The sequence below is a fragment of the Bacillus sp. TH13 genome (assembly GCF_016651175.1).
Taxonomy (GTDB): Bacteria; Bacillota; Bacilli; order Bacillales; family Bacillaceae_G; genus Bacillus_A; species Bacillus_A thuringiensis_S.
Map to the genome: position 1 here is coordinate 1039074 of NZ_JAEKEJ010000025.1, position 26353 is coordinate 1065426.

Here is a 26353-nt window from a genome sequence, read left to right on the forward strand (position 1 = left end):
TTATTGTTGCTCCTTATTTGCAGCAAGAATGAGTTCTTTGGCGCCTTGTTTAATTAAACGGCCCGCGGCTTCTAATCCTACTTCCTCAGGATTAGTACCTACTACTGTCTCTTTTAATAAAACAGAGCCATCCATAGAGCCAACAAGAGCTGTTAATTCGATTGTATCGTTTTCTTTAAGGGTTGCATATCCAGCGATTGGAACTTGACATCCACCTTCAAGTTTATGAAGAAATACTCGCTCCGCTGCCACTGTTCTTTCTGTTATCGCATCATTAATATGCGATAACAACTGCAATAAATCCTTATCATCCTCACGACATTCAATCGCTAATGCACCTTGTCCTACAGCAGGTACACATAACGTTTCATCTAAATGTTCTGTAATAACTTCATCATCCCAGCCCATTCTTTGTAATCCAGCTGTCGCTAAAATAATCGCATCGTAATCCTCTTCTTTTAATTTACGTAAACGTGTATCGATATTTCCGCGAATCCACTTCACTTGTAAATCTGGTCTCGCAGCGAGTAGTTGTGCACTACGTCTTAAACTACTCGTACCTAAAATAGCACCTTCCGCTAACTCTTTAAACGATGCTCCATTTTTTGAGATAAAAGCATCACGAGGGTCAACACGCTTTGGTGTACAGCCAATCATTAACCCTTCTGGAAGTACGGCTGGCATATCTTTCATACTATGTACAGCCATATCGATTTCTTTCGTAAGTAACGCATGCTCAATTTCTTTAACGAACAAACCTTTTCCGCCTACTTTTGAAAGAGTAACATCTAAAATCACATCACCTTTAGTGACAATTTCTTTCACTTCAAATTCATATGGTAAACCAAGTGCTTTTAACTGATCAATAAACCAGTTTGTTTGTGTTAATGCTAGCTTACTCTTTCGTGACCCTACAATAATTTTGCGCATAATTCTCTCTCCTCATTATAAATACCAAAAGTGGAAATTAGATAAACTACTTAATAAAAAAATGTTAACTAGCATTACGAGAAAGGCCCCTACATTCCACAGTACAATTTTCTTCCCTTGCAACACATCTGCCGCTCTTAAATACAAGCCCGCACAATATACAAATAGAACGACAAACGAACCAATTACTTTCGTATCATACCAATGAAAATTATCCAATTTTGTATATCCCCATATGCACCCTAATAAAATTGCTAGTAAGAAAAATGGAACAGAAAATAAATTTAATCCGTAAGACGTAGATTCAAGCTTCGGTAAATTCCCTAACCTTCTTAATCTCGCATTCCACTTTTTCTTTTTTAATAGGCGATATTGCAGTAAATACATAATAGAAAAAATAAACGATACCGTAAACGTTGCATAAGAAATAATCGCCATTCCAACATGCACGTATACAAGTTCCGAAACTAATTGCTCTGCAAGTACTGGCGACATCTTTCCGAGCGGTGTAAAAATAGAAAAAGCGCTTACGCCAAATGCAACAACATTTGTAAAGAAGACTAAAAAGTCAACGCGCATAAATCGATTTATGACTAACGACATCGTAATCAATAACCAAACATAAAAATAAATCCCTGATAATAAAGTTAAAATGGGGTTCGTTTCTGAATCTGTCGCCCTAAGCAACATAAAAATAGACTGCAATACCCATACAATCGAAAGTAACCAAAAAGCAAATCGGTTCGCCTTTCGGTTACTTTGGAAATAATCTATAAAATATAAACTAATGCTACAAGCATATAAAATAATTGCAATATGATAAATAATACTGTTATTTAAAAAACTCATCCGATCATCCTTCCAAATTATAAAGATGGAACGGATGGTGTCCACACTCTTTTATGTTCTACTTCTTCCGCACGACTCTCTACTTCTTCCGTTTCTAAATCGAAAATCTTCGCAAATAACGCTAATTTTTCGCTCGCTCCCTCTTCAGCAGCTATTTCTTTCGCTACTAAAATTGGGTCTTTTAATAATTGATTAATAATACTTTTCGTATGCTTACTAATGACTTTTTTCTCACGATCACTAAGGTTTGGTATTTTTCGCTCTAGGCTTACCATCGTTTCACTTTGGATTGCAAGTGCCTTATCACGAAGAGCTGATATTAATGGAACAACACCAAGTGTACTTAACCACGTTTTAAATAGAACAATTTCCTCTTCAATCATAAATTGAATTTTCTCCGCTTCTTTCAAACGCTCAGCACGATTTGCTTCCACTACTCCTTGCAGATCATCAATGTCATATAAAAAAGAACCTTCTAACTCATCAATCGCTGGATCAATATCACGTGGTACTGCAATATCAACCATAAATAAAGGACGACCAGAGCGCATTTTCTCCACCTTTGTCATCATCTCTTTCGTAATGACATACTCAGATGCACCAGTTGAACTAATTAAAATATCTGCTTCTAATAATGCACATTGTAATTCGCTTAACGATTTTGCATGTCCCATATATTTCTCAGCCATTACTTCTGCTTTCGAAAGCGTCCTATTCATAACCGTTACTTTACGAGCACCACTTCCATATAAGTTTTGCAGTGCAAGTTCGCCCATTTTACCAGCACCAAGAATAAGCACATGACAATTTGTTAACTCGCCAAATATTTTCTTTCCAAGCTCAACAGCAGCATAACTAACAGACATTGCACTTTCCCCGATTGTTGTTTCTGAGTGGGCACGTTTTGCTAATGTAATGACTTGCTTAAACAATTCATTAAAAATTGTGCCTGTTGCTTTAACTTGTTGCGCTTCTAAAAAGCTATCTTTTATTTGACCTAAAATCTGCGTTTCTCCGACTATCATCGAATCTAAACCGCACGTTACGCGGAATAAATGATCTATTGCACCATCTTGTTCAAAAATAGTTAAATATGGCGCGACTTCTTCTATTTCAAGCTGAAACCAATCAGCTAAAAACTTCTTAATATAATACCGTCCCGTGTGTAATTGATCGACAACAGCATAAATCTCAGTGCGATTACAAGTTGATACAATGACATTCTCTAACACGCTCTTTTGATTTTGTAATGTAGTCATTGCTCGCTCTAGCTCTGCTGCCTGAAATGTGAGTTTCTCACGAAATTCTACAGGGGCTGTTCGATAATTTACACTAACAACAAGAATATGCACGCAGCATGTCCCCCTTCACCCGTTTTATCACTTTATCTACTATCATAATACAACTTTCCTCTTATGAATCTGACAATCGTGTGAACAACCGATTATTTTTTAATTATTCTCCGTATGTAATAAAGGAGATTCAGTAAACTAATAAAAAACCTTCTACTTTATAATGATTATAAATTAATAACTCTATTTGTACGTTACCAAAAAAGTCCTCATAATCAAGTGATGGAAACTATTCCATATAAATTATAACATCATCTTTCCTATCTTCTTTCATCATGAAGGAAAATATGTATGATTGTTCCAAAATGTAGCAAACACTTTCTCAATACAATGTATTTGACATTTTATTTATTTTTCGTTATATTGATTTTACAAAATTAAATTGCGCACAACTTAATTAGAAAGGAGTTATGTATGACAGAGGACTCTTTGCATCTAGATAACCAACTTTGTTTTTCTATTTATGCCTGTTCTAGAGAGGTTACTCGTTTTTATCGACCTTATTTAGAAGAGATGGGTATTACGTATCCCCAGTACATTACTTTACTCGTACTATGGGAGCAAGATGGACTAACAGTAAAAGAAATTGGAGAACGTCTATTTTTAGATTCCGGTACGTTAACACCTATGTTAAAACGAATGGAATCATTAAAACTTGTAAAACGTGTTCGTTCCAAAGAAGACGAGCGAAAAGTTTGTATTGAATTAACAGAACAAGGCAAAGATTTAAAGGAAAAGGCTTGCTCATTACCGACAACGATGGCTACAAATTTAGGAATTACAGAGCACGAATATCGCTCTTTATTAATTGAGCTAAATAAACTAATTGAAACAATGAAAACAATTAATAATGGAAAAGGGGAATAAATATGGATAAATTATATACTGCTTCAGTAACAGCAACAGGTGGAAGAAATGGGAAAGTAGTTTCAGATGATGGCATATTAAATCTTGATGTAAAAATGCCGAAAGCACTAGGTGGTGCAGGCGGAGAAGCAACAAATCCAGAACAACTATTTGCAGCTGGTTATGCAGCTTGTTTTGATAGTGCATTACAACTTGTCATTCGTACAAAACGTATGAAAGTAGAAAGTACAGAAGTAACCACTCACGTTTCTATCGGAAAAGATACAGACGGTGGTTTTGGCCTATCTGCCGTGCTTGATGTACATGTCGCTGGCGTTTCACATAGCGAAGCAAAAGAACTTGTAGAAGCGGCTCACGGTGTATGTCCTTACTCTAAAGCAACACGAGGTAATATTGAAGTTACATTAAACGTACGTTAACAGCTTATATAAAGAAAAAAACGCGCGACATTCGTCACGCGTTTTTTGTTTTTGTCATTTTATGAATTGCCTTCCACGCTTCTTCTTTTCCAAGTCCTGTTTCAGAAGAGAATAGAACGATTTCATCGCCAATTTCAACAGCAAGCGTTTCTTTTACAACTTTTAAATGCTTTTGCCATTTCCCTTTCGGGATTTTATCGGCTTTCGTCGCAATAATAATTGTTGGGATTTCATAATGCTTTAAGAAATCATACATCATCACGTCATCACTTGTTGGTTGGTGACGTAAATCAACTACTAATACAGCTGCGTCTAATTGCTTACGCGTTGTAAAGTACGTTTCAATCATTTTCCCCCATGCCGCGCGCTCCGATTTAGACACTTTCGCATATCCATAACCTGGAACGTCAACAAAATGCATCATCTCATTGATTAAGAAAAAGTTCAGTGTTTGCGTTTTTCCTGGTTTAGAAGAAATACGCACTAACTTTTTACGATTTAAAATTTTATTAATAAAGGAAGACTTCCCGACATTTGAACGACCTGCTAATGCAATTTCTGGTAAATCACTGTCTGGATATTGTTCTGGTTTAACAGCACTAATTACAATATCTGCTTTTGTTACTTTCATTGTTTCACTCCTACTAATGCGTGCTCCAATACTTCATCTAAATGAGATGCAAGCACAAACGTAAGGTTTTCTTTTACGCTCTCTGGAATATCATCTAAATCTTTCTCGTTTTCTGCTGGCAAAATAATTTTTGTTAAGCCTGCGCGGTGAGCACTTAATGTTTTTTCTTTTAAGCCACCAATTGGTAATACACGACCACGAAGTGTAATTTCACCTGTCATACCTACTTCTTTACTTACAGGAATACCTGTTAGTGCAGAAATAAGTGCCGTTGCCATCGTAATACCTGCTGACGGTCCATCTTTTGGAACTGCTCCTTCTGGAACATGAATATGAATATCATTTTTCTCATGGAAATTCGGGTCAATCTGAAGCTCTTCTGCACGAGAGCGTATATAACTAAACGCAGCTTGTGCTGATTCTTTCATAACATCCCCAAGTTTCCCCGTTAAAATTAGTTTCCCTTTTCCTGGCGCTACAGAAACTTCAATTGCAAGTGTATCGCCGCCTGCTGCTGTGTAAGCTAGACCTGTTGCCATACCAACTTGGTCTGTTTTTTCAGCTTGCCCATAACGGAATATGTGTTTACCAAGTAAATCAACAATCTTTTTCTCTGTCACAACGATACGTTTACGTTCTGCTGTAACGATAATTTTCGCTACTTTACGGCAAACTTTTGCAATTTGACGTTCTAGCGTACGAACACCAGCCTCACGTGTATAATAACGAATAATTTCAAGAAGCGCTTCATCACGCACTTGTAAATTACCTTTTCGTAAGCCATGCTCTTTTAATTGTTTCGGCAATAAATGCTCACGAGCAATGTGTACTTTTTCAAGTTCTGTATAGCCAGCAATCGAAATGATTTCCATACGGTCAAGTAATGGACCTGGAATACTTGAAAGTGTATTAGCGGTTGCTACAAACATAACTTTCGATAGATCATATGGTTCTTCAATGTAATGATCACTGAAGTTATGGTTTTGTTCTGGATCTAATACTTCAAGTAATGCCGCTGATGGATCTCCACGGAAATCGTTAGACATTTTATCAATCTCATCTAATAAGAAGACTGGATTAACTGTTTTCGCCTTTTTCATACCTTGAATAATGCGTCCTGGCATTGCTCCAACATATGTACGGCGGTGACCACGAATTTCAGATTCATCACGCACACCACCAAGAGATACACGGACAAAGTTACGATTCAATGATGTTGCAATTGAACGCGCTAACGAAGTTTTGCCGACCCCAGGAGGGCCTACTAAACAAAGGATAGGTCCTTTTAATGAATTCGTTAACTTCTGTACAGCTAAATATTCAAGTACACGCTCTTTCACTTTTTCAAGACCGTAATGATCGTTATTTAAAATCTCTTCCGAATGAGCAAGATCAATTATATCTTCTGTTGCCTCTGTCCACGGAAGCGCTAATAACCAATCAATATAATTGCGAATAACACCACTCTCCGCAGAACTTGCTGGTAACTTTTCATAACGATCTAATTCTTTCAGCGCAGCCTTCATTGTTTCTTCAGGCATTCCTGACTGTTCAATTTTTTCACGAAGTTCTTCTACTTCTCCGCCCTTACCTTCTTTGTCGCCAAGTTCAGTTTGAATCGCCTTCATTTGCTCACGTAAGAAATATTCTTTTTGCGTGCGCTCCATTGAACGTTTCACTTTTTGCCCAATCTTCTTTTCTAGGCTAAGTAACTCTTGTTCATCTTGAATAATTGAAATAAGTGTATGTAATCGTTCTTTTACAGATACAATCTCTAGAATCTCTTGTTTCTGCTTCGTTTTAATCGGCAAGTGAGAAGCAATTAGATCAGCTAATCTCCCTGGTTCTTCTACATCAGCTACCGTTGCAAATGTTTCATTTGAAACTTTTTTCGAAACTTTAATATATTGTTCGAAATGCTCCAGTAACGTACGCATAAGAGCTTTCTCTTCTAAATCATCTTCTACTTCTTCAGTTACCGTTTTAATAGACACTTGTACTATATTTTCTTCTTCGATAAACTCTATTACTTCTGCTCTATGTAAACCTTCCACAAGGACACGAAGCGTACCGTTCGGCAATTTTAACATTTGCTTGACTTTCGCCACTGTACCTACACTATATATGTCATCTTCTTTCGGATCATCGATATTCATTTCTTTTTGCATTGCTAAAAAGATGATATTTTCATCCATTGCCGCCTGCTCTAGTGCTTGTATCGATTTATCACGTCCTACATCAAGATGCAAAACCATCGTTGGATATACGAGAACGCCTCTTAATGGTAGGAGGGGCACGATTCTTTCGTTCGTATTCATACTAGACATAGCACCTCCATAATAAATTAAACTCCTGTTCAACTATTTTATATTACAATACACCTAGATGCAATTGCTGAGATTCCTCGCAATTGTAAATAGCTTGTTTTTCTACCTCACGAAAAGAAAAAAGACTCCGATTAAGCATACAAACTTAAACGAAGTCTGGCAAATTTTATTATTGTTTATTTTTACATAGATTGTGCATCTGTTTCGTCTACGTTAGTATGTACATCTAGCTCTCTATGCGTATTTTCTTGCATAAACGTTAGCTCAAATACTTCTTTTAACTTACGGACAGGAATAATTTCAATTCCCTTTATCGTATACAAAAATGGTTGCATATTTTCAGCAGGAATAATGACTTTCTTAGCTCCCGCTTTTTTCGCAGCTTTTATTTTTGCATACACGCCACCAATAGGCTTTACTTCTCCGTGTATACTTATTTCACCTGTCATCGCTACTTCGTTATTTACATATGTGCGATGCACCGCAGAATATACACCTGTTGCCATAGCGATTCCTGCAGAAGGTCCATCAATTGGGATACCACCTGGAAAATTAATATGTATATCATATCCTTCTGGCAACACATCTAACGAACGAAGTACTGTTAATACATTATCAACAGAGCCTTTCGCCATACTTTTCCGACGAATCGATTTCGTTTGACTACCAATGCTTTCTTCTTCTACAATTCCGGTAACATTTACCGATCCTTTATCTTTCGCCGGAATTGCTGTTACTTCAATTTCTAATAACGCACCTGTATTTGGTCCGTATACAGCAAGACCATTTACAAGACCAATCCTTGGAATCGGATAAATGTGCTTTTCGTATTTTGGTGTAAGCTGACTTGAGTGAACAACCCACTCTATATCTTCATCTTTAATGAAAGAACGTTCTTCATTTATCGCCATACCAGCAGAGATTTGTACGAGATTAATCGCTTCTCGTCCATTTCTTGCATACATCCCAATCATTTCAATACCATTTTCACCTATTTGCATTTCCACTTTTTCCGCAGCGTTTTTCGCTACTTTTTGAATTTCTTCTGTATCTAATTCACGGAAAAATACTTCTAAGCAACGCGACCGAATAGCAGGAGGAATTTCCTCTGGCGAACGTGTCGTTGCACCAACTAAGCGAAAGTCTGCCGGTAAGCCTTTTTGGAAAATATCATGTATATATGTTGGGATCATCGTATTTTCTTCACTATAGTACGCACTTTCTAAAAATACTTTTCGATCTTCTAACACCTTTAACATTTTGTTCATTTGAATCGGATGGAGCTCACCAATCTCATCAATAAACAAAATACCACCATGCGCATCTGTTACAGCACCTTTTTTCGGTTGCGGAATACCTGCTTGCCCCATCGCCCCAGCACCTTGATAAATCGGATCATGTACCGAACCAATTAAAGGGTCTGCGATACCACGTTCATCAAACCGAGCTGTTGTCGCATCAAGTTCAATAAATGTTGCATTCGTACGAAATGGAGATTTAGGATTTCGTTTCGCTTCTTCTAATACAAGACGTGCTGCCGCTGTTTTCCCAACACCTGGCGGGCCATATATGATTACATGTTGCGGATTCGGACCACAAAGAGCCGCTTTTAACGACTTAATCCCGTCCTCTTGCCCTACAATATCTAAAAAGGTTGTAGGACGCACCTTTTCTGCTAGCGGCTCTGTTAAAGAAATCTCACGCATTTTACGAAGCTGTTCTAATTCTTTTTTCGATTCTCGATCAATTGAAACTTTTTGTGTTCGTTGATTTCGAAGTAAATGCCAGAAATACAATCCGACAATTACACCAAAAACAAGTTGAACAACTAAAAATATATTTGTCCAGCTCATTATTTATTTCCTCCCGCAATATTTTATCTCTTAGTATTTCCGCGGAAGAACATAGCTAAACATAAAGAAAAACAGCAATTATAAAAATTGCTGTTTCCCTTTCGCATTATGCAGATGTTTTTGTATCAAGTACAGTACCGTCTTGTAACACCAATTTTGGCGGCTCATTATCAGCTACTGTTTCTTTTGTAAGAATACACTTCTCGATATCTTTACGAGATGGAAGTTCGAACATTACATCAAGCATTAAGCCTTCAATAATAGAACGAAGTCCACGGGCACCCGTTTTACGTTCAATTGCTTTTTTCGCAATTTCGATTAGTGCACCTTCTTCAAACTCTAACTCAACATCGTCAAGCTCCAATAGTTTTTGGAATTGCTTAACAAGTGCATTTTTCGGTTTCGTTAAAATATCAACAAGAGCATCTTCATCAAGTGGCTCTAGGTTCGCAATAACTGGAAGACGACCGATAAACTCTGGAATTAAACCAAATCTTAAAAGATCCTCTGGTAATACGTGAGATAAAACATGCTTCTCATTTACATCAGCATTTTTCTTCTCAGAACCAAATCCAATTACTTTTTCACCAAGGCGACGTTTAATAATTGGCTCAATGCCATCAAACGCTCCACCACAAATGAATAAGATGTTCGTTGTATCAATTTGAATGAACTCTTGGTGCGGATGCTTACGACCACCTTGAGGTGGAACGCTTGCTACAGTACCTTCTAAAATTTTCAGAAGTGCCTGCTGCACACCTTCACCAGATACATCACGTGTAATTGATGGATTTTCGGACTTACGTGCCACTTTATCAATCTCATCAATATAAATGATTCCTTTTTCCGCTTTCTCTACATCATAATCAGCTGCTTGAATTAATTTTAGTAAGATATTTTCTACATCTTCCCCAACATATCCAGCTTCTGTTAAAGATGTTGCGTCCGCGATTGCAAATGGAACATTTAAAATACGCGCTAACGTTTGTGCCAGTAATGTTTTACCACTACCTGTTGGCCCGATAAGTGCGATATTACTCTTCGCTAATTCTACATCATCAATTTTGCTGTTAGAATTAATGCGTTTGTAATGGTTATATACCGCTACCGCTAGTGCTTTTTTCGCGCTATCTTGCCCGATGACATACTCATCTAAGATTTCACGAATTTCTACCGGTTTCGGTACATCTTTGAATTCTACTTCTTCGTCCTTCGCAAGCTCCTCTTGTACAATTTCAGTACAAAGTTCGATACACTCGTCACAAATGTAAACACCTGGACCTGCCACTAACTTTCGAACTTGCGTTTGTGTTTTACCACAGAAAGAACATTTTAATTGCCCTTTTTCATCATTAAATTTAAACATATTTTCACACCCCTTACAAAGTGCTAACCTCTTGCCTTCGTATGTACACGATAAATGTATCGTATGTAAATACATATTATGTCACTACGTGGCGAGAAATACAAATAATATGACTAGTTATGTACAAATAAAAAAATTTTAAAACTTTTGAAATATGTATATTCGACTTGTAAAGGAACTTTTCCTTCTCCATCGAAAAGTTTTATAAATATATTTCTATATTTATAAAACAAGGCACGATTAAAATCGTGCCTTGTTATTTTATTATGCAGCGTTTTCTACTAAGAAGTCTACAGCTTTACGCACTTTAAGATCTTCAGCTAAAGCGTCTACACTTCCAAGAGCTTGCTTGATAGCGTCTACTGGCATACCATACATTTCAGCCATTTTTTCAACTTCTGAAGTTACTTCTTCTTCAGTAACTTCGATGTTTTCAGCTTCAATGATAGCTTCAAGAACAAGATTGATTCTTACACGTTTTTGTGCATCTTCTTTCATTTGCTCTTTTAATTTGTCAGCGTCAGTACCTGTGAATTGGTAGTAAAGCTCAAGGTTCATACCTTGTTGGCTTAAACGTTGCTCGAATTCACGAACCATACGATCTAACTCAGTGTTGATCATAGCTTCTGGAATTTCGATTTCAGCGTTAGCAGCAGCTAATTCTACTACTTCGTCACGTACTTTGTGCTCAGCTTCGTGCTTTTTGCCTTCTTCTAAGTTTGTGCGAAGTTTTGCTTTTAATTCATCAAGAGTTGCAACCGCTTCGTCTGCTTCTTTAGCGAACTCGTCGTTTAACTCAGGAAGTTCTTTTGTTTTGATTTCGTGAATTGTTACTTTGAATGTTGCTGGTTTGCCAGCTAATTCAGCAGCATGGTACTCTTCTGGGAATGATACTTCAACGTCTTTAGACTCACCAGATTTAAGACCGATTACTTGCTCTTCGAAACCTGGGATGAATGTACCAGAACCGATTGCTAGAGAGTAGTTTTCGCCTTTTCCGCCTTCAAATGCTTCGCCATCAACGAAACCTTCGAAGTCGATTACAGCTGTATCACCGTTTTCAACAGTTCCTTCTTCTTTAACAACTAGTTCAGCTTGACGCTCTTGTAAAGATTTTAATTCGTTCTCTACATCTTCGTCAGTTACAGTTGTTTCAACTTTCTCTACTGCTAAACCTTTGTACTCACCTAATTTAACTTCAGGTTTCACTGTAACTTTTGCAGTGAAAATAAGGTTAGCATTTTTTTCGAACTTCTCGATGTCGATTTCAGGATGATCAACTGGGAAGATACCAGCTTCTTCAATCGCTTCACCGTATGCTTTTGGTAAAATGATATCTAAAGCATCTTGGTATAAAGATTCAATACCAAAGCGTTGTTCGAATAATGGACGAGGCATTTTTCCTTTACGGAAACCTGGTACGTTAATTGTTTTTACTACTTTTTTGAACGCAGCGTCGATAGAGTTGTTTACTTCTTTAGCATCAACTTCGATTGTTAAAACGCCAACGTTACCTTCTAATTTTTCCCATTTTGTAGACATTTATTCTTTCCCTCCAACTATAATAATGTATGCACATACCTCTATAGATTAAAATCTTCATTATCTCTTTTTTGAAATAACAAATACACAAATAACCCTCTAGCAAAAGCTTTCAGATATAATGTTCCAATCTACTAATTGTCCAGAAGACAACTACGGTATATTTTGTTCGAGAATAATATGAAACATATTAAGTAAGAGAATTGCACTTCTCTTCTCTTACAAACAGGCAGATTTCTGCCTTTTGCAACCCTTACATTATAACATAGAATATGCTCGTTTCAAGAACTGAACGATTCTTTTTCATAATTATACGGGCAAATATCCTTCTCTTTCAACACGTAATAACCATTGATAGGCAATATGAAACTCTTCCAATTCGATATTATATGCTGCCATAAGCTCTTCTTCATCAATAGCCAATCCGAAACGCTTTCTTCCAATTCTCTCTAAAACAGCTGACCAAATCTCTTCTTTATCCATTAATAGAGCGAATGGGAAAACGCTAATTTGCAACTCTTTCCAATATGTAACCATCGCTTCAAATATATCGGGATAATTTTGCTCTAATCGGCTTGATAATTTATGTATAATGTTATTGGATTGCTCCTCATTATGACCTGTAAATGCTGGAATCACCTTAATCGTATTTCCAAACTTTTCTACCTCTATTTCTTCTTCCACCTGACTTTCTATCATTTTATACAAAATAGAAGTTTTCAAATAGGGGTGCTGCTCTTCGTCTATTAAAAATTTCTTTAAAACAGGTAATGCAAGATCTAAATCTTTTAACGAAAGTCGCTGAATCGCTCTTAGCTTCTGTCCAAAGTTTTCTCCAAAAATTTCATTAGTAAACTCATCCAATTCAAAGTTTGAATCCACTAGCGATGCGTCTCCCTCATTTAGCATACCTTCTGCAAATAAAGCAAGCTGCGCTAATTTTTCCTTTTGATCAGGCATTATATCTTTCGTTTGTAAAACCTTTTCAACAGTTTCAATAACACCTTCATAATCATTTGTTTGAACTAAAATAGTTACGTACGTTTCAAGAATATCACCAAATAAGACAACTCCTATTTTAAGCAACTGTTCACATTTTTCTTTCGCTTCTTCCATACGTTTTAATTCGAGTAAACAAATAACTGAAGCTAATTCCGTTTGTTCCGTTTCCGCATTATACTGACGTAATATTTCAAAACAACGCAATGCATCTTCGAATTCCCGCTCTTTCAGCGCTAAAAACCCTTCATCAATATAGCGCTCTGATAGTTGTGGAAACAATACGACCGTATTTTCTTTTTTATCCATACGTCCGCCTCTTTTTCTTGATTTTAATTATGTTCAAAGTAAATATATCAAATGCGTAATGAGAACACAACATCCCTAAACCATTTGTTTGAAATATAAAAATATTTAATTTTTACATTCCGATACGAGTAAATCTCTACTAAAAATTAAAATTGTACAAATAAAAATCCCCAGCAACAAGCGCAGAGGATTCATCATTAATGGAAAGCTTTTATAATTGTGGGGTATATTACAAGGGTAATAATTTGGAGAACAATAATTGCCATAACAATCATGCTAAAATAGAAGATTGGTTTACTTCGCTTCATTAAAAACATAATAATAAGCATCGTACAAGCAAACAAACTTAAGAAGAACAAACTTGTTGTCGAACTAAGTATACCACTTGGGACAAAGAACAATAACACTACACTACAAGTACCTATAATTCCAAATAACCATTCCATTCATTCACTCATTCCCTTTCCCTCTCATAGCTGTTTTCTCTAAGCAATCAAATGTTTCACAACATCAACTACATACGTTAATTTCTCATACGCTACAAATCCAAAAGCAACCGTTAAGCCCGTTACAACTAATCCTTTCATCATTTCTTCCTCCTCGTTTTATCGTTGTTATCTTCATTATAAAAGATTAGCAATTTCTTACCATCGAACTACCTTACAGTTACCTTACAGAATTGTAAGATTTCAAAAAGGGATTGAAAAACACCTCATATCGCTCGAGGTGCTTTCACGAAATTTCTCTATAATCACTTGCAAAATTAGCTTTTTTCTCTTGGTTACTTTTCGGCGAATCGACTCTTAGACTAATAGATTTACTAAATAATTTAGGATCAAAATAATTATGCGTTACTTTTCTTAACTTACCTTCAGATATTTTCGTATTACAAGAAAACAAAAAATGAAAATCATGTTAATATATTTTTGTACAATTAAGAATTTAATTTACAAGGGGGATTATATATGTTCAAAAAAGTAGCTGCTGATGTTTTAGGGTTAAGCGATGTAGGTTCTGTCATTACACCGAAAGATTACGATAAAGTTGACGCTGATGATTACGTGATGCACGAAGATGGAGAGAAAATTTATTTTCTAATTAAATCCAAATCAGATGAATATTGCTTCACAAACAAAGGATTACTCCACCTAGATGGTACAAGCGCAACAAGTAAAAAACGCACACTGCGCCGCTATAGCTATAGTAAATATCAAATTAAAAACGTAGCACTTGAAACTGCAGGAACGATTGATTTAGATATAGAAATTAAGTTTCAAATGGGAGATGAGCATTACTCAATTGATGTTCATAAAAAACATATTGAAGAATTAAAAGATTTATATAAGGCTTTACTTAAAATTGAAGAAATTTCATACGACAACGACATTACATTACAATATGCACATAAAAGTTTAGATATGGCATCTAATGCTTTCAGCCGTATTTCAAACGCACAAGTAAACTTAGCAGAGCAATTTAAAGAGATGAACGAGATCGCCTTTAACTGGCTTGTTGATACGAAGAAACAATACAATGTGAAAGATTATGGTTTTGTATTTGAGAAGTTTATTAATAACTAATTTAAAACAAAAAACCTTGTTATCAAAAGATAACAAGGTTTTTTTAGCGTCCCAGGAAAGATTCGAACTCCGGCTCCGCCCATTTCCGTACTATTTTATATATTTTGATCGCAGTCTTAATATATCTTCTCCTTCGCGAATGCCTGCCGATCCCTTCCTCACATTTTTTACGACAGTCCAATTCGGGTTAGTTTCATCACCGATGTTCTGTACTGTAAAGTTGCCGTCACCATATTTCCGTTGACCTTCTGCCAATTTCTCCGTTAAATCATTCTCTTTTGTTCTCGCCATCTTTGCGCCATCTCCCTTTTTATACAACCTTCTTAAACTGTCCAACTAATCACACGTCCAGTCAATTGGAGATCTTCGTTTTCCGCTTCTATTAATTGTAACACACTATCAGGGATAAGTTCCGATAACGGCTGCTCAATCTTACTAGAATGGTAAAGAGTTTTATAATATTGTAAGTAAACAATTAAGAGAATCTGGATATGGATTTGAGTTCCATCATAAACCTATTGATTCTTTAAATTAAATAAGAGGAATAGGGCGCATAAATGGCGCTCTTTTATTAATACACTTTAATCTGTTGTATATAATAATTATCATATGTTACGTTATATTTTTACACTTCTTGCACATATATCAATTTTTAAACAAACAAAAAACCTTGTTATCAAAAGATAACAAGGTTTTTTTAGCGTCCCAGGAGAGATTCGAACTCCCGACCGTACGCTTAGAAGGCGTATGCTCTATCCGGCTGAGCTACTGGGACATGGAGCGGGTGAAGAGAATCGAACTCTCGACCAGAGCTTGGAAGGCTCTTGTTTTACCACTAAACTACACCCGCATATGTTATTTTCTTTTCTTCGTTAGCGCCGTTGCCCTATCGACAATATTTATTATATGTATAACCATACATAAAGTCAACACCTTTTTTAAAAGAGGATAAATTTTATTATCCTCTTTTAAAAACTGCTTGTTCAACTAGTTGTCCTTCTAATGTTTCAAAACGAACTTCCATTTGATTTTCATCCATTTCTAATAAAGCAAATGTCTTTTCTACACGCTGACGTGGTAATAAAATACTGCCTGGATTAATAAATAAAACGCCGTCGATTAATTCCGCACCTAATACGTGAGAATGTCCGAAGCATGCAACTTGCGCTCCCACTTCTTCAGCGTGGTACGCTAGCGTTTGTAATGTCATTTTCACATTATGGCGATGTCCATGCACAACTAAGAAGCGAATTCCATTTACATCAGTTACAATTTCATCTTGAAAGTTAGCATAATCACAGTTTCCTTTTACAACATGGAAACCTTGCAGTTCTTCATGAGCAGGCGTTAGCTCTGAATCACCGCAATGAATCATGATATCTACTTTCCCTTCATATTTCTCTTTCAACTGCTGTAATTCCTTCACAGAGCTATGACTATCGCTTACGATTAAAGCTTTCATCACACTCTCTCCCTTACTCTCCTAAAAACCATTCCGGGATTTTTTCTTCTAACTTACGAAGAGCACGACCACGGTGGCTAATAGCATTTTTCTCATCTGAACTTAATTCCGCCATTGCTTTTTTATATTCTTCCACATAAAAGATTGGATCGTATCCAAAACCATTTTCTCCGCGGCGTTGTTCTAAAATAAATCCTTCACATGTCCCATTTACAATGACAGGCTTTTTATCACCTTCAGGGAAAGCAACTGCTAATGCACAATAGAAACGAGCTTTACGCTTTTCAAAGTCAATGCCATTTAATTCTTGTAACACTTTATCGATATTTGCTTGATCATTTTTCGGTTCACCAGCAAAACGCGCTGAATACACTCCTGGTTTTCCGTTTAAAGCATCTACAATAAGACCCGAATCATCCGCAATTACGATCGAATTCAACTGTCTACTTAGACTATCCGCTTTTAAGATCGCATTTTCTTCAAATGTTTCACCAGTTTCTTCGACTTCTTCAATATGAGGAAAATCGTGTAATGATTTCACTTCTAAATCAAATCGCTCAAATAACTCAGCAAACTCACGTACTTTACCCATATTTTTTGTCGCTACAACAACTTGTTTCATACTTTCCACCTCTACTCTATATGAGATACGATGTCGCCTAAAGCTTCTTTTTGCATATCAATCAGTTGGAAAATGCCTTGTTCCGCAGCATCAAGTAGTTCATTTAACTGCGCTCTACTAAACGTCGCTTCTTCTCCAGTTCCTTGCACTTCAACAAATTGGCCTTTTCCAGTCATAATTACGTTCATATCAACGTCTGCTTTAGAATCTTCTGCATAGTTTAAATCTAAAACAACACCTTGCTCTTCAACAATCCCTACTGACGTTGCTGCTAAATAATCTTTTACTGGAATTTTAGATACTTTTTCTGCTTGTAATAACTTCTCAAAAGCTAGTACCATCGCTACATATGCACCTGTAATAGACGCTGTTCTCGTTCCACCATCTGCTTGGATAACATCACAGTCAATCCAAACTGTTCTCTCGCCAAGCGCTTCTAAATCAACTACCGCACGTAATGCTCGTCCAATTAGACGCTGAATTTCCATTGTACGTCCTGTTACTTTCCCTTTGCTTGACTCTCTAATTGTACGTTGTTCTGTTGCACGCGGAATCATCGCGTATTCAGCTGTTACCCAGCCCTTTCCTTCTCCACGCATAAACGGTGGTACACGCTCTTCAATTGTCGCTGAACAAATCACCTTTGTATCCCCAACTTCAATTAATACAGATCCCTCTGGATGTTTTAAATAATTCGTATGAATATGTATATGGCGTAATTCTGTTTTCTCTCTACCATCTACTCGCATAAAAATAACCTCCTCTTAATTACTACTCGTTAGTATAGCCAAATTTAAATGTATGATATGTATACAATAAAAGAAGGAGAACCCAAAAAGCAATTCTCCTTTCTTACTTAAGTATATCAAATTATTCAAGATTAAAAACTACCTGTATTCACGTTTTCTGGGCGATCTACAGGTTTTATCAACTTTCCGCCCTTTTCATCTATAAGATTTGCTTTTCCATTCACTTCAATAGAAACATTTTTCACACCTTTCTTTTCTGTTAAAGATAAAACTAACGACTTCAATACGTAATTTGAAATCATATTTTTATCTGGGTTTACAAATATATTTTCATTAAAGTTTAATGTAAGATTTCCGTCTTGTAATTTCGGATTCGTAATAAGCTTAACGCCTGGATTAAAATCATTCAGGAGCGATTGATGAATCGGACCTTTTACAAGCTCATCTATAATTGCTGCATAATCATTTTCTTTTCCTTCTGCAACACGGCGCGTTACTGGTACGTAATATTGCTGTTTATTATTATTTTGCGCCATAAAATACAGTGTGACTGGTTTTGTATTTGTTACATCTGCTACTTGTTCATCATCGAAGTTAATACCATTTGCACGGCTCACTCCTTCACCAAGCGGTGTACCACCAACAGGCATCTTTGCCAATTTCTCACCATTTATTTGGAACTGCACTTGTTTTATCTCTGTAAATTGCGTCAACGTCCACGCTATAGATTCAACGATTTGACGCTCTTCTTCTTTCGCATAGTTTTTCATTTCTTTAGAGAAATCAATAACTGCCGTCCCGTCCTTTTTCAAATCTAAGGTCATCGTTGTATTCGCCGGAATGACTGCACGAAACCCATTCGGTAATAAATTCGTTACTGGTCCATCTTTCACAAGGTATTCTAACGTTTGCTTCACAGTCTCATTTGCTTTCGGAGTAGGTATAGCTAACGTTTGTGGTACAACATAACCATTTTTATCCACAAGGTATAGTTCTCTATTTACCATTTGCCCTTGCTTATCTTTTTTAGCTACTTCTTTCTTCCCACCCTCTGTATACGTAACTTGTTTTGGCGGATCAATTTGTTCAGTTGCTTTCTCCTGATTTATAAAGCCACACCCTGTTAGTAAAACAGCGCTCACAGTAGCACCAACAACCCATTTAAAAGTGGATTTAGGCATGCCATTCCCCCCTAAAATCTAAGTTTGTACTATTATGTATACGAGCCGTTTCACATTTTAGAACAAGCTGTGCCTCTTATATAGTGAAACTTTAATCAGCGGGAGTTTTGTTCATCCCCCACATAACTTCTTTTCTTCCGCTGAATTTTGAGGTGGGGGGTCTTACTGCCTGGAAAATAGCGGGATAAACAAAAACTCCTGATTTCTCAGGAGCTTACTTATATGAATTCTACTATTATTCTTTTTCTAAATGAATATGCTTCACATTTTCAATCGGTTGACCGAACCATTTTGATGCAATTTCTTTAAACAAGCCTATTTTTCCTGTTGTTAAGAAGAGATGATCGCTTTGTTCTTCTCCTTCATTCAACATTTTACTATGATATAAGATTGTACTTACTTCACGTGCTGTTTCATCACCAGAACTAATTAGTTGTACTTTATCTCCCATTACTTTTTTAATAACAGGTCCTAAAATCGGATAATGTGTACACCCTAATATAAGTGTATCAATATCGGTACTTTTCAGTGGTTGCAGCGTTTCTCTTACAACTTCGTACGCCATTTCACTTTCGAAATTCCCACTCTCTACAAGTTCAACGAAAGGTGGACAAGCTAAACTTTCTACCATAACACGGTTATTAATAGACTTTAACGCCTCTTCGTATGCACCACTTTTCACAGTTCCAATCGTTCCAATAATCCCAACATGATACGTGTTTGTCACTTTTAAAGCTGTACGTGATCCTGGGTGAATAACTCCTACTACTGGAATTGGTAATTGTTTTTGCATCTCTTCTAATACAACTGCAGTTGCTGTATTACACGCAATAACTAACATTTTAATATTTAAATCTAGTAAATGCTCCGTCATTTCCCACGTAAATTGACGCACTTCTTCTCGAGAACGTGGACCATAAGGACAACGTGCTGTATCTCCTAAATATATGATACGCTCTTTCGGCAACTGACGAATTAATTCCTTCGCTACTGTTAAACCGCCAACTCCTGAATCGATAACACCGATTGCTCTATTCAACTTCATCACCCGTTTTCTCATTCATCATCTTTTATGTTTATCATTATATTTTACACACTTTAAGTTCGCTCACTTCAAATGCTTCTGTATGAAAATTTTCATTTGCCCGTGTATAGACTAGGACCTTTTTTATTTTGCTCCTTTTTTCGTAATTTGCAAGACAGAAAAATAACCGACCTTCTATAAGAAAGTCGGTTTCTTCTATATAAAGTGCATATTCATTGCTCCATCTTTTTTTGAAAAGAAGACATTCCCATTAATAAGAAGAAATGAACAGAAATTAAAATGACAATCAAAATAAAATTCAATCGATAACTATTTGTAGATTCCATAATTTCGCTCGCTACAGCTGGTCCAAATGCCATACCAAAAAAGTTAATTAAATTATATAAACCAAGACCAACTCCAACTTTAGCTGGATTTAATGTTTTCGGTATAAATGTGTTTAATGATACTTGAATTGCCGAATAACTCATAAATGTTAAAATAACCGCAAATAAAATAAAGAGTAAGTTCCCGTCCGGAATAATCCCTAAAATTAAAAAGCCCATGATCATAACTACAGACGCTACATACATCATCCTCACATTCCCAAACGAAGGAATAATCTTTCCGGTAATAACACTAGATACAATACCAAAGAGAGATGCAACAAACAATACAATTCCAATAATGAATGGAGACAATCCGTGTCCTCTTCCTAACAGTAATGGTAATAATAATAAACTAGCACATAACGCCACATTAATGATAAATCCGACTGCTATTAAACGAAGTAATGGTTTATTTGTAAACAACTCAATATCAATAAACGGCGACTCTGTTCTCTTCATATGAACCTTGAATAAAAATAGGAAAGCAACAGATAACACAAAAAGCCAACTATTAATATTCACTCCTAATAAAATGGTCGTAATCACTACAAATAATAAAACTGCTCCAATGAAATCAAAGCGAAACACTTCATCGGTATGTTGCGCCTCTTCTGGCATAAATTTTACGAGCAAGAAAATACCAATCATTGAAATAACCATAAATAAAAATAAATACGGCCACCCTAACGTATTTGTAATTGCCCCACCAACTAAAGGTCCAATACCAACCGCTAATGCAATAGAAGAACTAATCATTGCTAACGCACTCGGTTTTTTAGCTGGAGCAACTAATTTTGCCACCGCAATCATACTGAGCGCAATAAACGCTGCTCCCCCGCTCGCCTGCACTATCCTTGCGAAAATGATAATCTCATAAGATTGATTCACAAACCCAACAATAGAACCAGCTACAAATATGATAATAGAAATAATTAATAGTCTTTTTACACTGTAACGATCAGCTAGCTTTCCATATATTATCGAACCAATACCGACAACTAAAGAATACCCTACTACAACCCAACTTACTTTCGATTGACTAATTGATAAATCATTGGCAATATCCTCTAGCGCTACATTAAATAACACAGCGTTCATCGGTCCTAACAAAACAATAAAACATAATGTAAAAACAAACCATTTCGAATGGTTACTTATATCTTTCCCCATGTGTAACACTCTCCTGATTGCAATTTTAAAACTGTCAAACTATAGATGAAAAAATGAAGTTATTTAAATGTTGTATCACCACTAAACAACTTCATTAAATGTATAAAAGGTACTAATTTATCGCGCGATAAAGTGAAACTTTAATCAGTGGGGTTTTTGTTCATCCCCCACCTAACTTCTTTGCTTCCGCTGAATTTTGAGGTAGGGGTCTTACTGCCCAGAAAATAGCGCGATAAAGTGAATTCGACACGAAACATGAATGTTGTTCGATATTCATGGAACTATCATAGTTTCAGCATTACAGTTTGTCAACGAAAAATATACAAAGTAAACTGATTTAACCTTTTTAGTTTACTTTGTTCAAAATTTATTATACACTAATTTCGAATCCGATATAAGGAGGACTGGCATGATTATTCAAATTTGCATTTTTTAGCTTAATAAAACGAAACGAATACAGAACTTTTATATAGAAGAGACATTATAGGAGGATTATGATGAAGAAAAAAATATTAGTTGTATTAACAAGTGTAGAAAAATATCCAAATTTAAATAGGGCTACCGGACTTTGGCTTGGTGAAGCTGTACATTTCGTAAAAAAATAGAAGAAGCGGGTTACGAAGTCGATTATGTCAGCCCACAAGGCGGTTATACACCAATTGATCCACATAGTTTAGCAATGGCGGAGAGCGTCGATTGGGAATGGTATCAAAAGAAAGAGTTTATGAATCGCCTCGGTTCTACGATGAAACCGAGTGAAGTGAATCCAGAAGACTACGCTGTTATTTATTACGCAGGTGGTCACGGGGTTATTTGGGACTTCCCAGAAAATAAACAACTTCAAAATATTAGCCGCAATATTTATGAAAACGGCGGAATTGTTTCTTCCGTTTGTCATGGAGCTGCTGGTTTATTTCATATTACATTAAGTAATGGGGATCGTTTAATTAGGGGGAAGAAGGTAACAGGCTTTTCAAATGAAGAAGAAAAATTAGCTGAACTAGATCAATTCGTTCCATACTTAACAGAAGATGAACTCATTAAAAATGGAGGACTTTACGAAAAAGCCGCACAACCGTGGGAAGCTTATGCTCTAGAAGATAATCGTGTTATCACTGGTCAAAACCCAGCTTCAGGTGGTCCAGTAGCCGAATTAGTATTAAAACAGTTGCAAAAATAATATGTACTAAAAAAGCAGATTTCCCTCTATTAAGGGAGATCTGCTTTTTTTTACGAAATCATTTGCAAAATAGCAATAACTTCTTTTTCAATTTCAGAGTCATCAATTGCTTCTATATACTCTGGTTTAAAAAGTTGATACTTCTTTAATTGATAAAAATCAAGTATCGCTTTCTTTAACGTAATATCGTACTGAATACAAAAAGAATGATCTATAATACGTCTTAACATCACATCATCTTGTACCATAAATAATTGTGCATTCATTTTATTAAAATAACCTTGTTCCATACCTGCTTCAAAAAACATTTGCAAATTATGATTACGATTTTGTTGTGCAGCGACTAATTGATCCGACAAATGCGGATATGCTTCTTTTAAATCATTTAAAAAGACATCAGAAATATATGTCACACATTTTAAAGAATGGATAAACGTCTTTTGGAACCGTTCTGTAAATGACATACTTTCATCTTGATTATACGCATCACCTTCGAGTAGATAGTTCATGAAATCCTCTACTACCGCCTCAATAATTTCATCTTTCGAAGAAAAACGTTTATATAAAGTAGCTTTACTAATATCCATATATTTCGCAATTTCATCTATTTTCAATTGGCTAAAACTCGCCTTTCTAATAACGGGCTTGATTTTATTAATATAAGTATTTGCACATGCGACTTTTCTCATTTAAAAGAGCCTCCCCTTTTGTCCATACAAAATAGTATAGCAAATTCACGAATGATTATAAATGAAGTTATTATACTCATTATGCCTTTTTAGTCTATTACATTTTCATATACTATACATAAAAAACTATAATCAATTATCACCAACTGGACGGTTACAAACCAATTTTGAGGCGGAAATTTTAGAATAAAGTGAAACTTTAATCAGTGGGGGTTTTGTTCATCCCCCACTGATTAAAGTTTCACCAATCGCGGTCCTACTACCTGGCAAATAGAGGGATAAAAATACCCACTACCTTTGTTAGTAGCGGGTACTTTTTCTATAATTTATTTACAGCCCTTTTTATAGCCTTACCTATTTCCACGCTAGACTGTGGATTTTGTCCTGTCATTAAATGTCCATCTACTACCACATGTGACGTAAAATTTTGGGCTATATAAAACAAAGCTCCTTCTTCTTTCAACTTACTTTCTAACAAAAACGGAACGCGCTTTTCTAAATGTACAGCTTTTTCTTCATCGTTTGTATAACCTGTTATACGCTTACCGGCAACAAAAAACGAGCCATCCTTATTTTTCACACCGACTAAGGAGCTTACTCCGTGACAAACAGCCGCTACAATCCGGTTATTGTTATACATATTCTCAATCAAATTTGCTACATATGGATTACCTGGAAAATCTACAATCGCCCCGTGCCCACCACCAAATAAAACCGCATCATAGTCCGAAAAATGAACATTTGAAATCGGTCTCGTATTTTGCAATAAAGACGCAACGTACTTGAATTCGCGAGGTATACCATTCGGAATAGACACTCTATCTATAGGTACTCTTCCGCCTTTTATCGACACAATATCAACATCAAACTTAGCCTTTTTAAATAAATGATAAGGAGCTGCGAGCTCTTCAAGCCACAAACCAGTCGGGTGTCCATTCATATCATGAGCACTTGTTGAAACTAACAGTATCCTTTTCAACATATCCCCTCCTTATTACCTATTTATGTATGTAATCTTCTTATCATTCATATAGCAAGTGAAACAAACAGAAAAATAGCCGACTCTTTATATAAAAGTCGGCTGCTTTCTTATAGTTCGAGCTCTCCCATGCGAAGAAGCTCAACAACTGCTTGTGAACGTCCTTTAACCCCTAGCTTTTGCATTGCGTTTGAGATGTGGTTACGAACTGTCTTTTCACTTATAAAAAGTTCACCTGCAATTTCCTTCGTTGTTTTATCTTGAACCAGTAATTCAAATACTTCTCTTTCTCTCTTTGTGAGTAAAGGTTTAGATTGATACGCTTTTTCCTTCAACTGGTATAACCCTCCTTGCTTAAGCCAGAGCTGTGTATGTGTAAGTTGGGTGTTTATTTAGTCAAGATATTGTATGAACGAAATGTGCAGGTGGTGAATAAAAATGGGCTTTATTTCCCATGTTATTTTAGACTTTTATACATTGCGTACACTCTTTTTATCCACTCACTTTCCAACGCGCCATATTTGTTCTAGCAATATACTTACAACCGTACCTACAAATAAACCATTACCGAATATATATTGCATAACAGACGGCAAGGATTGGAGTGCTCCAGACGGTAAAAACATAACGCCGCTTCCAAATAATACTGCCACTCCTAAAATCGTTACATTCCTTTCACTCATCGGCACTTGTTTTATATTATTAAATCCAATTCCAATTAATTGTACGAACGAAGCCATTAAAACAGCCGATGCGACAGCCGATGGTAAAGATGCTAAATAACGAATAATACTTGGAAAAAGAGACATTACGACTAGTAACGCACATGCCATTAAGAACGATCGTATATATTTTTGTTTTGTTAAGCGTATAAATCCTGCCGTTGCTGGTAACGGAACGACACCTACAGTTGAAAATACGGAGGAAATGATATGTGAAATCCCTCCAACCCACGTACCATCCTTCAACTGTTTTTGTTCAATAGTTGCTTTATGAATGGTAGCTTGATTAATCGCTATAATAGCTGCCACTGTATTTGAAACTAAAATACATACCATAACGAAACTGGATACTGCCATACCAGTATTCCATTTTGGAAGTCCCCAAGCAAATATTTGTGGAAGTTGCACAAAATGAGTTACTTGAGATGGAACCGTCACTTTTCCTGCAATGAGAAAAATAATCCACCCGCTAATTAATCCTATTAAAACTGCATAACTTTTGACAAAACCTTCTCCAAAATTAGACAGTATAATAACGAACAAAAATATACTAAACGCGATTATCGCTGTAAATCCATCGATTTGAGAAATAGTAGCTGTAATTCCTAGCATTCCTTTTAAAAATACACCACTTAATTGTAAACATAATAAAAGTAAAAACGTCCCTGTCACAACTGGCGTAAATAAAAATAAAATACGTCCTATAAAACCAGTTACTCCTAATCCTATTAAAATAACACCGGAGATTATCATTCCTAATTCTAAAATTTGCAGTGTACTATGCAGTTGATCCTGCCCGACAGTTGCATAAGCAAGTACTGTAAATACACCAACCCAAGATCCAGCTGGTCCATCCGCAATTGGCAATCTATGCCCGATCCATCCTTGTAAGAAAGAAGATATACCAACTACAAAAAACGTACGCTGCATTAAATAAAATATTTCTTCCGTCGTAAGATGAAATAATCCGCCAACGACAATTGGTAGTGCGATTGAATTTGCTAATAGAAATATAAACCATTGCAAAGTTCCCATAATATGATTTTGGTTATGTTGATTGTCCAAAATGCCCATCCCTTCTAGCTTTTCTATAAAAAATATATTGTAAGAATAAAAAAGAAGAGTTCTATATTCACCATTAGAACCCTCTCCAAGGTATTTA

Annotated in this window: 24 protein-coding genes, 2 tRNA genes and 2 pseudogenes; 5 read left to right on the forward strand and 23 right to left on the reverse strand. The window is 36.1% G+C overall.

What is annotated here, in order from left to right; translation table 11 throughout:
* From hemC to hemA, 3 genes are read right to left on the reverse strand one after another with little or no spacing between them, the layout of a single operon-like run.
* Entirely contained in the window at positions 1-930 is a 930-nt protein-coding gene (gene hemC, locus JFU02_RS13630; protein WP_001226405.1) for a hydroxymethylbilane synthase, read from the reverse strand.
* 15 nt (positions 931-945) lie between these two features.
* Positions 946-1779 carry a cytochrome c biogenesis protein gene (locus JFU02_RS13635; RefSeq protein WP_000009002.1) on the reverse strand — a complete coding sequence of 278 codons (834 nt, stop codon included), beginning with the start codon at positions 1777-1779 and terminating at the stop codon, positions 946-948.
* A 17-nt stretch (positions 1780-1796) separates the two neighbouring features.
* Entirely contained in the window at positions 1797-3131 is a 1335-nt protein-coding gene (gene hemA / locus JFU02_RS13640) for a glutamyl-tRNA reductase (RefSeq protein ID WP_061666251.1), read from the reverse strand.
* A 414-nt stretch (positions 3132-3545) separates the two neighbouring features.
* On the opposite strand from hemA, the gene JFU02_RS13645 reads away from it, so the two are divergent.
* Positions 3546-3998, forward strand: coding sequence for a MarR family winged helix-turn-helix transcriptional regulator (locus JFU02_RS13645; RefSeq protein WP_000133912.1), 453 nt, complete (start codon positions 3546-3548; stop codon positions 3996-3998).
* 2 nt (positions 3999-4000) lie between these two features.
* Positions 4001-4417 (forward strand): organic hydroperoxide resistance protein, encoded by a 417-nt coding sequence (locus JFU02_RS13650; RefSeq protein WP_097889024.1) that lies wholly within the window; start codon positions 4001-4003, stop codon positions 4415-4417.
* Between the two features lie 34 nt (positions 4418-4451).
* Here the strand turns inward: JFU02_RS13650 and ysxC are convergent, their stop codons facing one another.
* The 7 genes from ysxC to JFU02_RS13685 all read right to left on the reverse strand — a co-directional run bounded on the left by ysxC (position 4452) and on the right by JFU02_RS13685 (position 13890).
* Positions 4452-5048 (reverse strand): ribosome biogenesis GTP-binding protein YsxC, encoded by a 597-nt coding sequence (gene ysxC / locus JFU02_RS13655; RefSeq protein WP_000869118.1) that lies wholly within the window; start codon positions 5046-5048, stop codon positions 4452-4454.
* Entirely contained in the window at positions 5045-7375 is a 2331-nt protein-coding gene (lon, locus tag JFU02_RS13660) for an endopeptidase La (RefSeq protein ID WP_061666250.1), read from the reverse strand. The genes ysxC and lon overlap by 4 nt, the downstream gene beginning before the upstream one ends.
* A gap of 182 nt (positions 7376-7557) precedes the next feature.
* Positions 7558-9228, reverse strand: a complete 1671-nt coding sequence (gene lonB, locus JFU02_RS13665) for an ATP-dependent protease LonB (protein WP_000119174.1) — start codon at positions 9226-9228, stop codon at positions 7558-7560.
* A gap of 106 nt (positions 9229-9334) precedes the next feature.
* Entirely contained in the window at positions 9335-10594 is a 1260-nt protein-coding gene (gene clpX / locus JFU02_RS13670; protein ID WP_000472289.1) for an ATP-dependent protease ATP-binding subunit ClpX, read from the reverse strand.
* Positions 10595-10858: 264 nt separating this feature from the next.
* On the reverse strand, positions 10859-12136 hold the full coding sequence (gene tig, locus JFU02_RS13675) for a trigger factor (protein ID WP_000105216.1): 1278 nt from the start codon (positions 12134-12136) through the stop codon (positions 10859-10861).
* Positions 12137-12445: 309 nt separating this feature from the next.
* Entirely contained in the window at positions 12446-13444 is a 999-nt protein-coding gene (locus tag JFU02_RS13680; protein ID WP_000358256.1) for a hypothetical protein, read from the reverse strand.
* Positions 13445-13641: 197 nt separating this feature from the next.
* Positions 13642-13890, reverse strand: coding sequence for a hypothetical protein (locus JFU02_RS13685; protein ID WP_001983650.1), 249 nt, complete (start codon positions 13888-13890; stop codon positions 13642-13644).
* 519 nt (positions 13891-14409) lie between these two features.
* On the opposite strand from JFU02_RS13685, the gene JFU02_RS13690 reads away from it, so the two are divergent.
* Positions 14410-15024, forward strand: coding sequence for a PH domain-containing protein (locus JFU02_RS13690; protein ID WP_000475213.1), 615 nt, complete (start codon positions 14410-14412; stop codon positions 15022-15024).
* 90 nt (positions 15025-15114) lie between these two features.
* Here the strand turns inward: JFU02_RS13690 and JFU02_RS13695 are convergent, their stop codons facing one another.
* Entirely contained in the window at positions 15115-15315 is a 201-nt protein-coding gene (locus tag JFU02_RS13695) for a hypothetical protein (RefSeq protein WP_000124591.1), read from the reverse strand.
* A gap of 151 nt (positions 15316-15466) precedes the next feature.
* Between JFU02_RS13695 and JFU02_RS32760 the strand changes: the two are divergent.
* A pseudogene (locus JFU02_RS32760) lies at positions 15467-15559 on the forward strand (DUF6572 domain-containing protein); the annotation flags it as partial.
* Positions 15560-15725: 166 nt separating this feature from the next.
* Here JFU02_RS32760 and JFU02_RS13700 read toward each other — a convergent pair.
* The 8 genes from JFU02_RS13700 to JFU02_RS13735 all read right to left on the reverse strand — a co-directional run bounded on the left by JFU02_RS13700 (position 15726) and on the right by JFU02_RS13735 (position 21621).
* Positions 15726-15799 (reverse strand) — tRNA-Arg (locus tag JFU02_RS13700).
* A 1-nt stretch (position 15800) separates the two neighbouring features.
* Positions 15801-15874 (reverse strand) — tRNA-Gly (locus tag JFU02_RS13705).
* A 108-nt stretch (positions 15875-15982) separates the two neighbouring features.
* Positions 15983-16486, reverse strand: a complete 504-nt coding sequence (locus JFU02_RS13710; RefSeq protein ID WP_000645502.1) for a metallophosphoesterase — start codon at positions 16484-16486, stop codon at positions 15983-15985.
* A gap of 13 nt (positions 16487-16499) precedes the next feature.
* The gene (locus tag JFU02_RS13715) at positions 16500-17108 is read right to left on the reverse strand and encodes an XTP/dITP diphosphatase (RefSeq protein WP_000815946.1); all 609 of its coding nucleotides are present in this window, start codon (positions 17106-17108) and stop codon (positions 16500-16502) included.
* 11 nt (positions 17109-17119) lie between these two features.
* Positions 17120-17857: a ribonuclease PH gene (rph, locus tag JFU02_RS13720; RefSeq protein WP_001261765.1), complete on the reverse strand. Its 738-nt coding sequence runs from the start codon at positions 17855-17857 to the stop codon at positions 17120-17122.
* 131 nt (positions 17858-17988) lie between these two features.
* The gene (gene gerM, locus JFU02_RS13725) at positions 17989-19038 is read right to left on the reverse strand and encodes a spore germination protein GerM (protein ID WP_001126747.1); all 1050 of its coding nucleotides are present in this window, start codon (positions 19036-19038) and stop codon (positions 17989-17991) included.
* Positions 19039-19273: 235 nt separating this feature from the next.
* Positions 19274-20083 carry a glutamate racemase gene (gene racE / locus JFU02_RS13730; protein ID WP_000774005.1) on the reverse strand — a complete coding sequence of 270 codons (810 nt, stop codon included), beginning with the start codon at positions 20081-20083 and terminating at the stop codon, positions 19274-19276.
* Between the two features lie 212 nt (positions 20084-20295).
* Complete coding sequence (locus JFU02_RS13735; protein WP_097889012.1) at positions 20296-21621, reverse strand: MFS transporter; 1326 nt, start codon at positions 21619-21621, stop codon at positions 20296-20298.
* Positions 21622-22118: 497 nt separating this feature from the next.
* Between JFU02_RS13735 and JFU02_RS13740 the strand changes: the two are divergent.
* A pseudogene (locus JFU02_RS13740) lies at positions 22119-22801 on the forward strand (type 1 glutamine amidotransferase domain-containing protein).
* A gap of 50 nt (positions 22802-22851) precedes the next feature.
* Here JFU02_RS13740 and JFU02_RS13745 read toward each other — a convergent pair.
* The 4 genes from JFU02_RS13745 to JFU02_RS13760 all read right to left on the reverse strand — a co-directional run bounded on the left by JFU02_RS13745 (position 22852) and on the right by JFU02_RS13760 (position 26265).
* On the reverse strand, positions 22852-23490 hold the full coding sequence (locus tag JFU02_RS13745; protein WP_001233011.1) for a TetR/AcrR family transcriptional regulator: 639 nt from the start codon (positions 23488-23490) through the stop codon (positions 22852-22854).
* 319 nt (positions 23491-23809) lie between these two features.
* Positions 23810-24472: a type 1 glutamine amidotransferase domain-containing protein gene (locus JFU02_RS13750; protein WP_003307891.1), complete on the reverse strand. Its 663-nt coding sequence runs from the start codon at positions 24470-24472 to the stop codon at positions 23810-23812.
* 107 nt (positions 24473-24579) lie between these two features.
* A complete protein-coding gene (gene gerE, locus JFU02_RS13755; protein WP_000659484.1) occupies positions 24580-24804 on the reverse strand; it encodes a spore germination transcription factor GerE in 225 nt (74 codons plus the stop codon).
* Positions 24805-24969: 165 nt separating this feature from the next.
* Positions 24970-26265 (reverse strand): purine/pyrimidine permease, encoded by a 1296-nt coding sequence (locus JFU02_RS13760; protein ID WP_061666247.1) that lies wholly within the window; start codon positions 26263-26265, stop codon positions 24970-24972.
* Positions 26266-26353 lie beyond the last annotated feature (88 nt).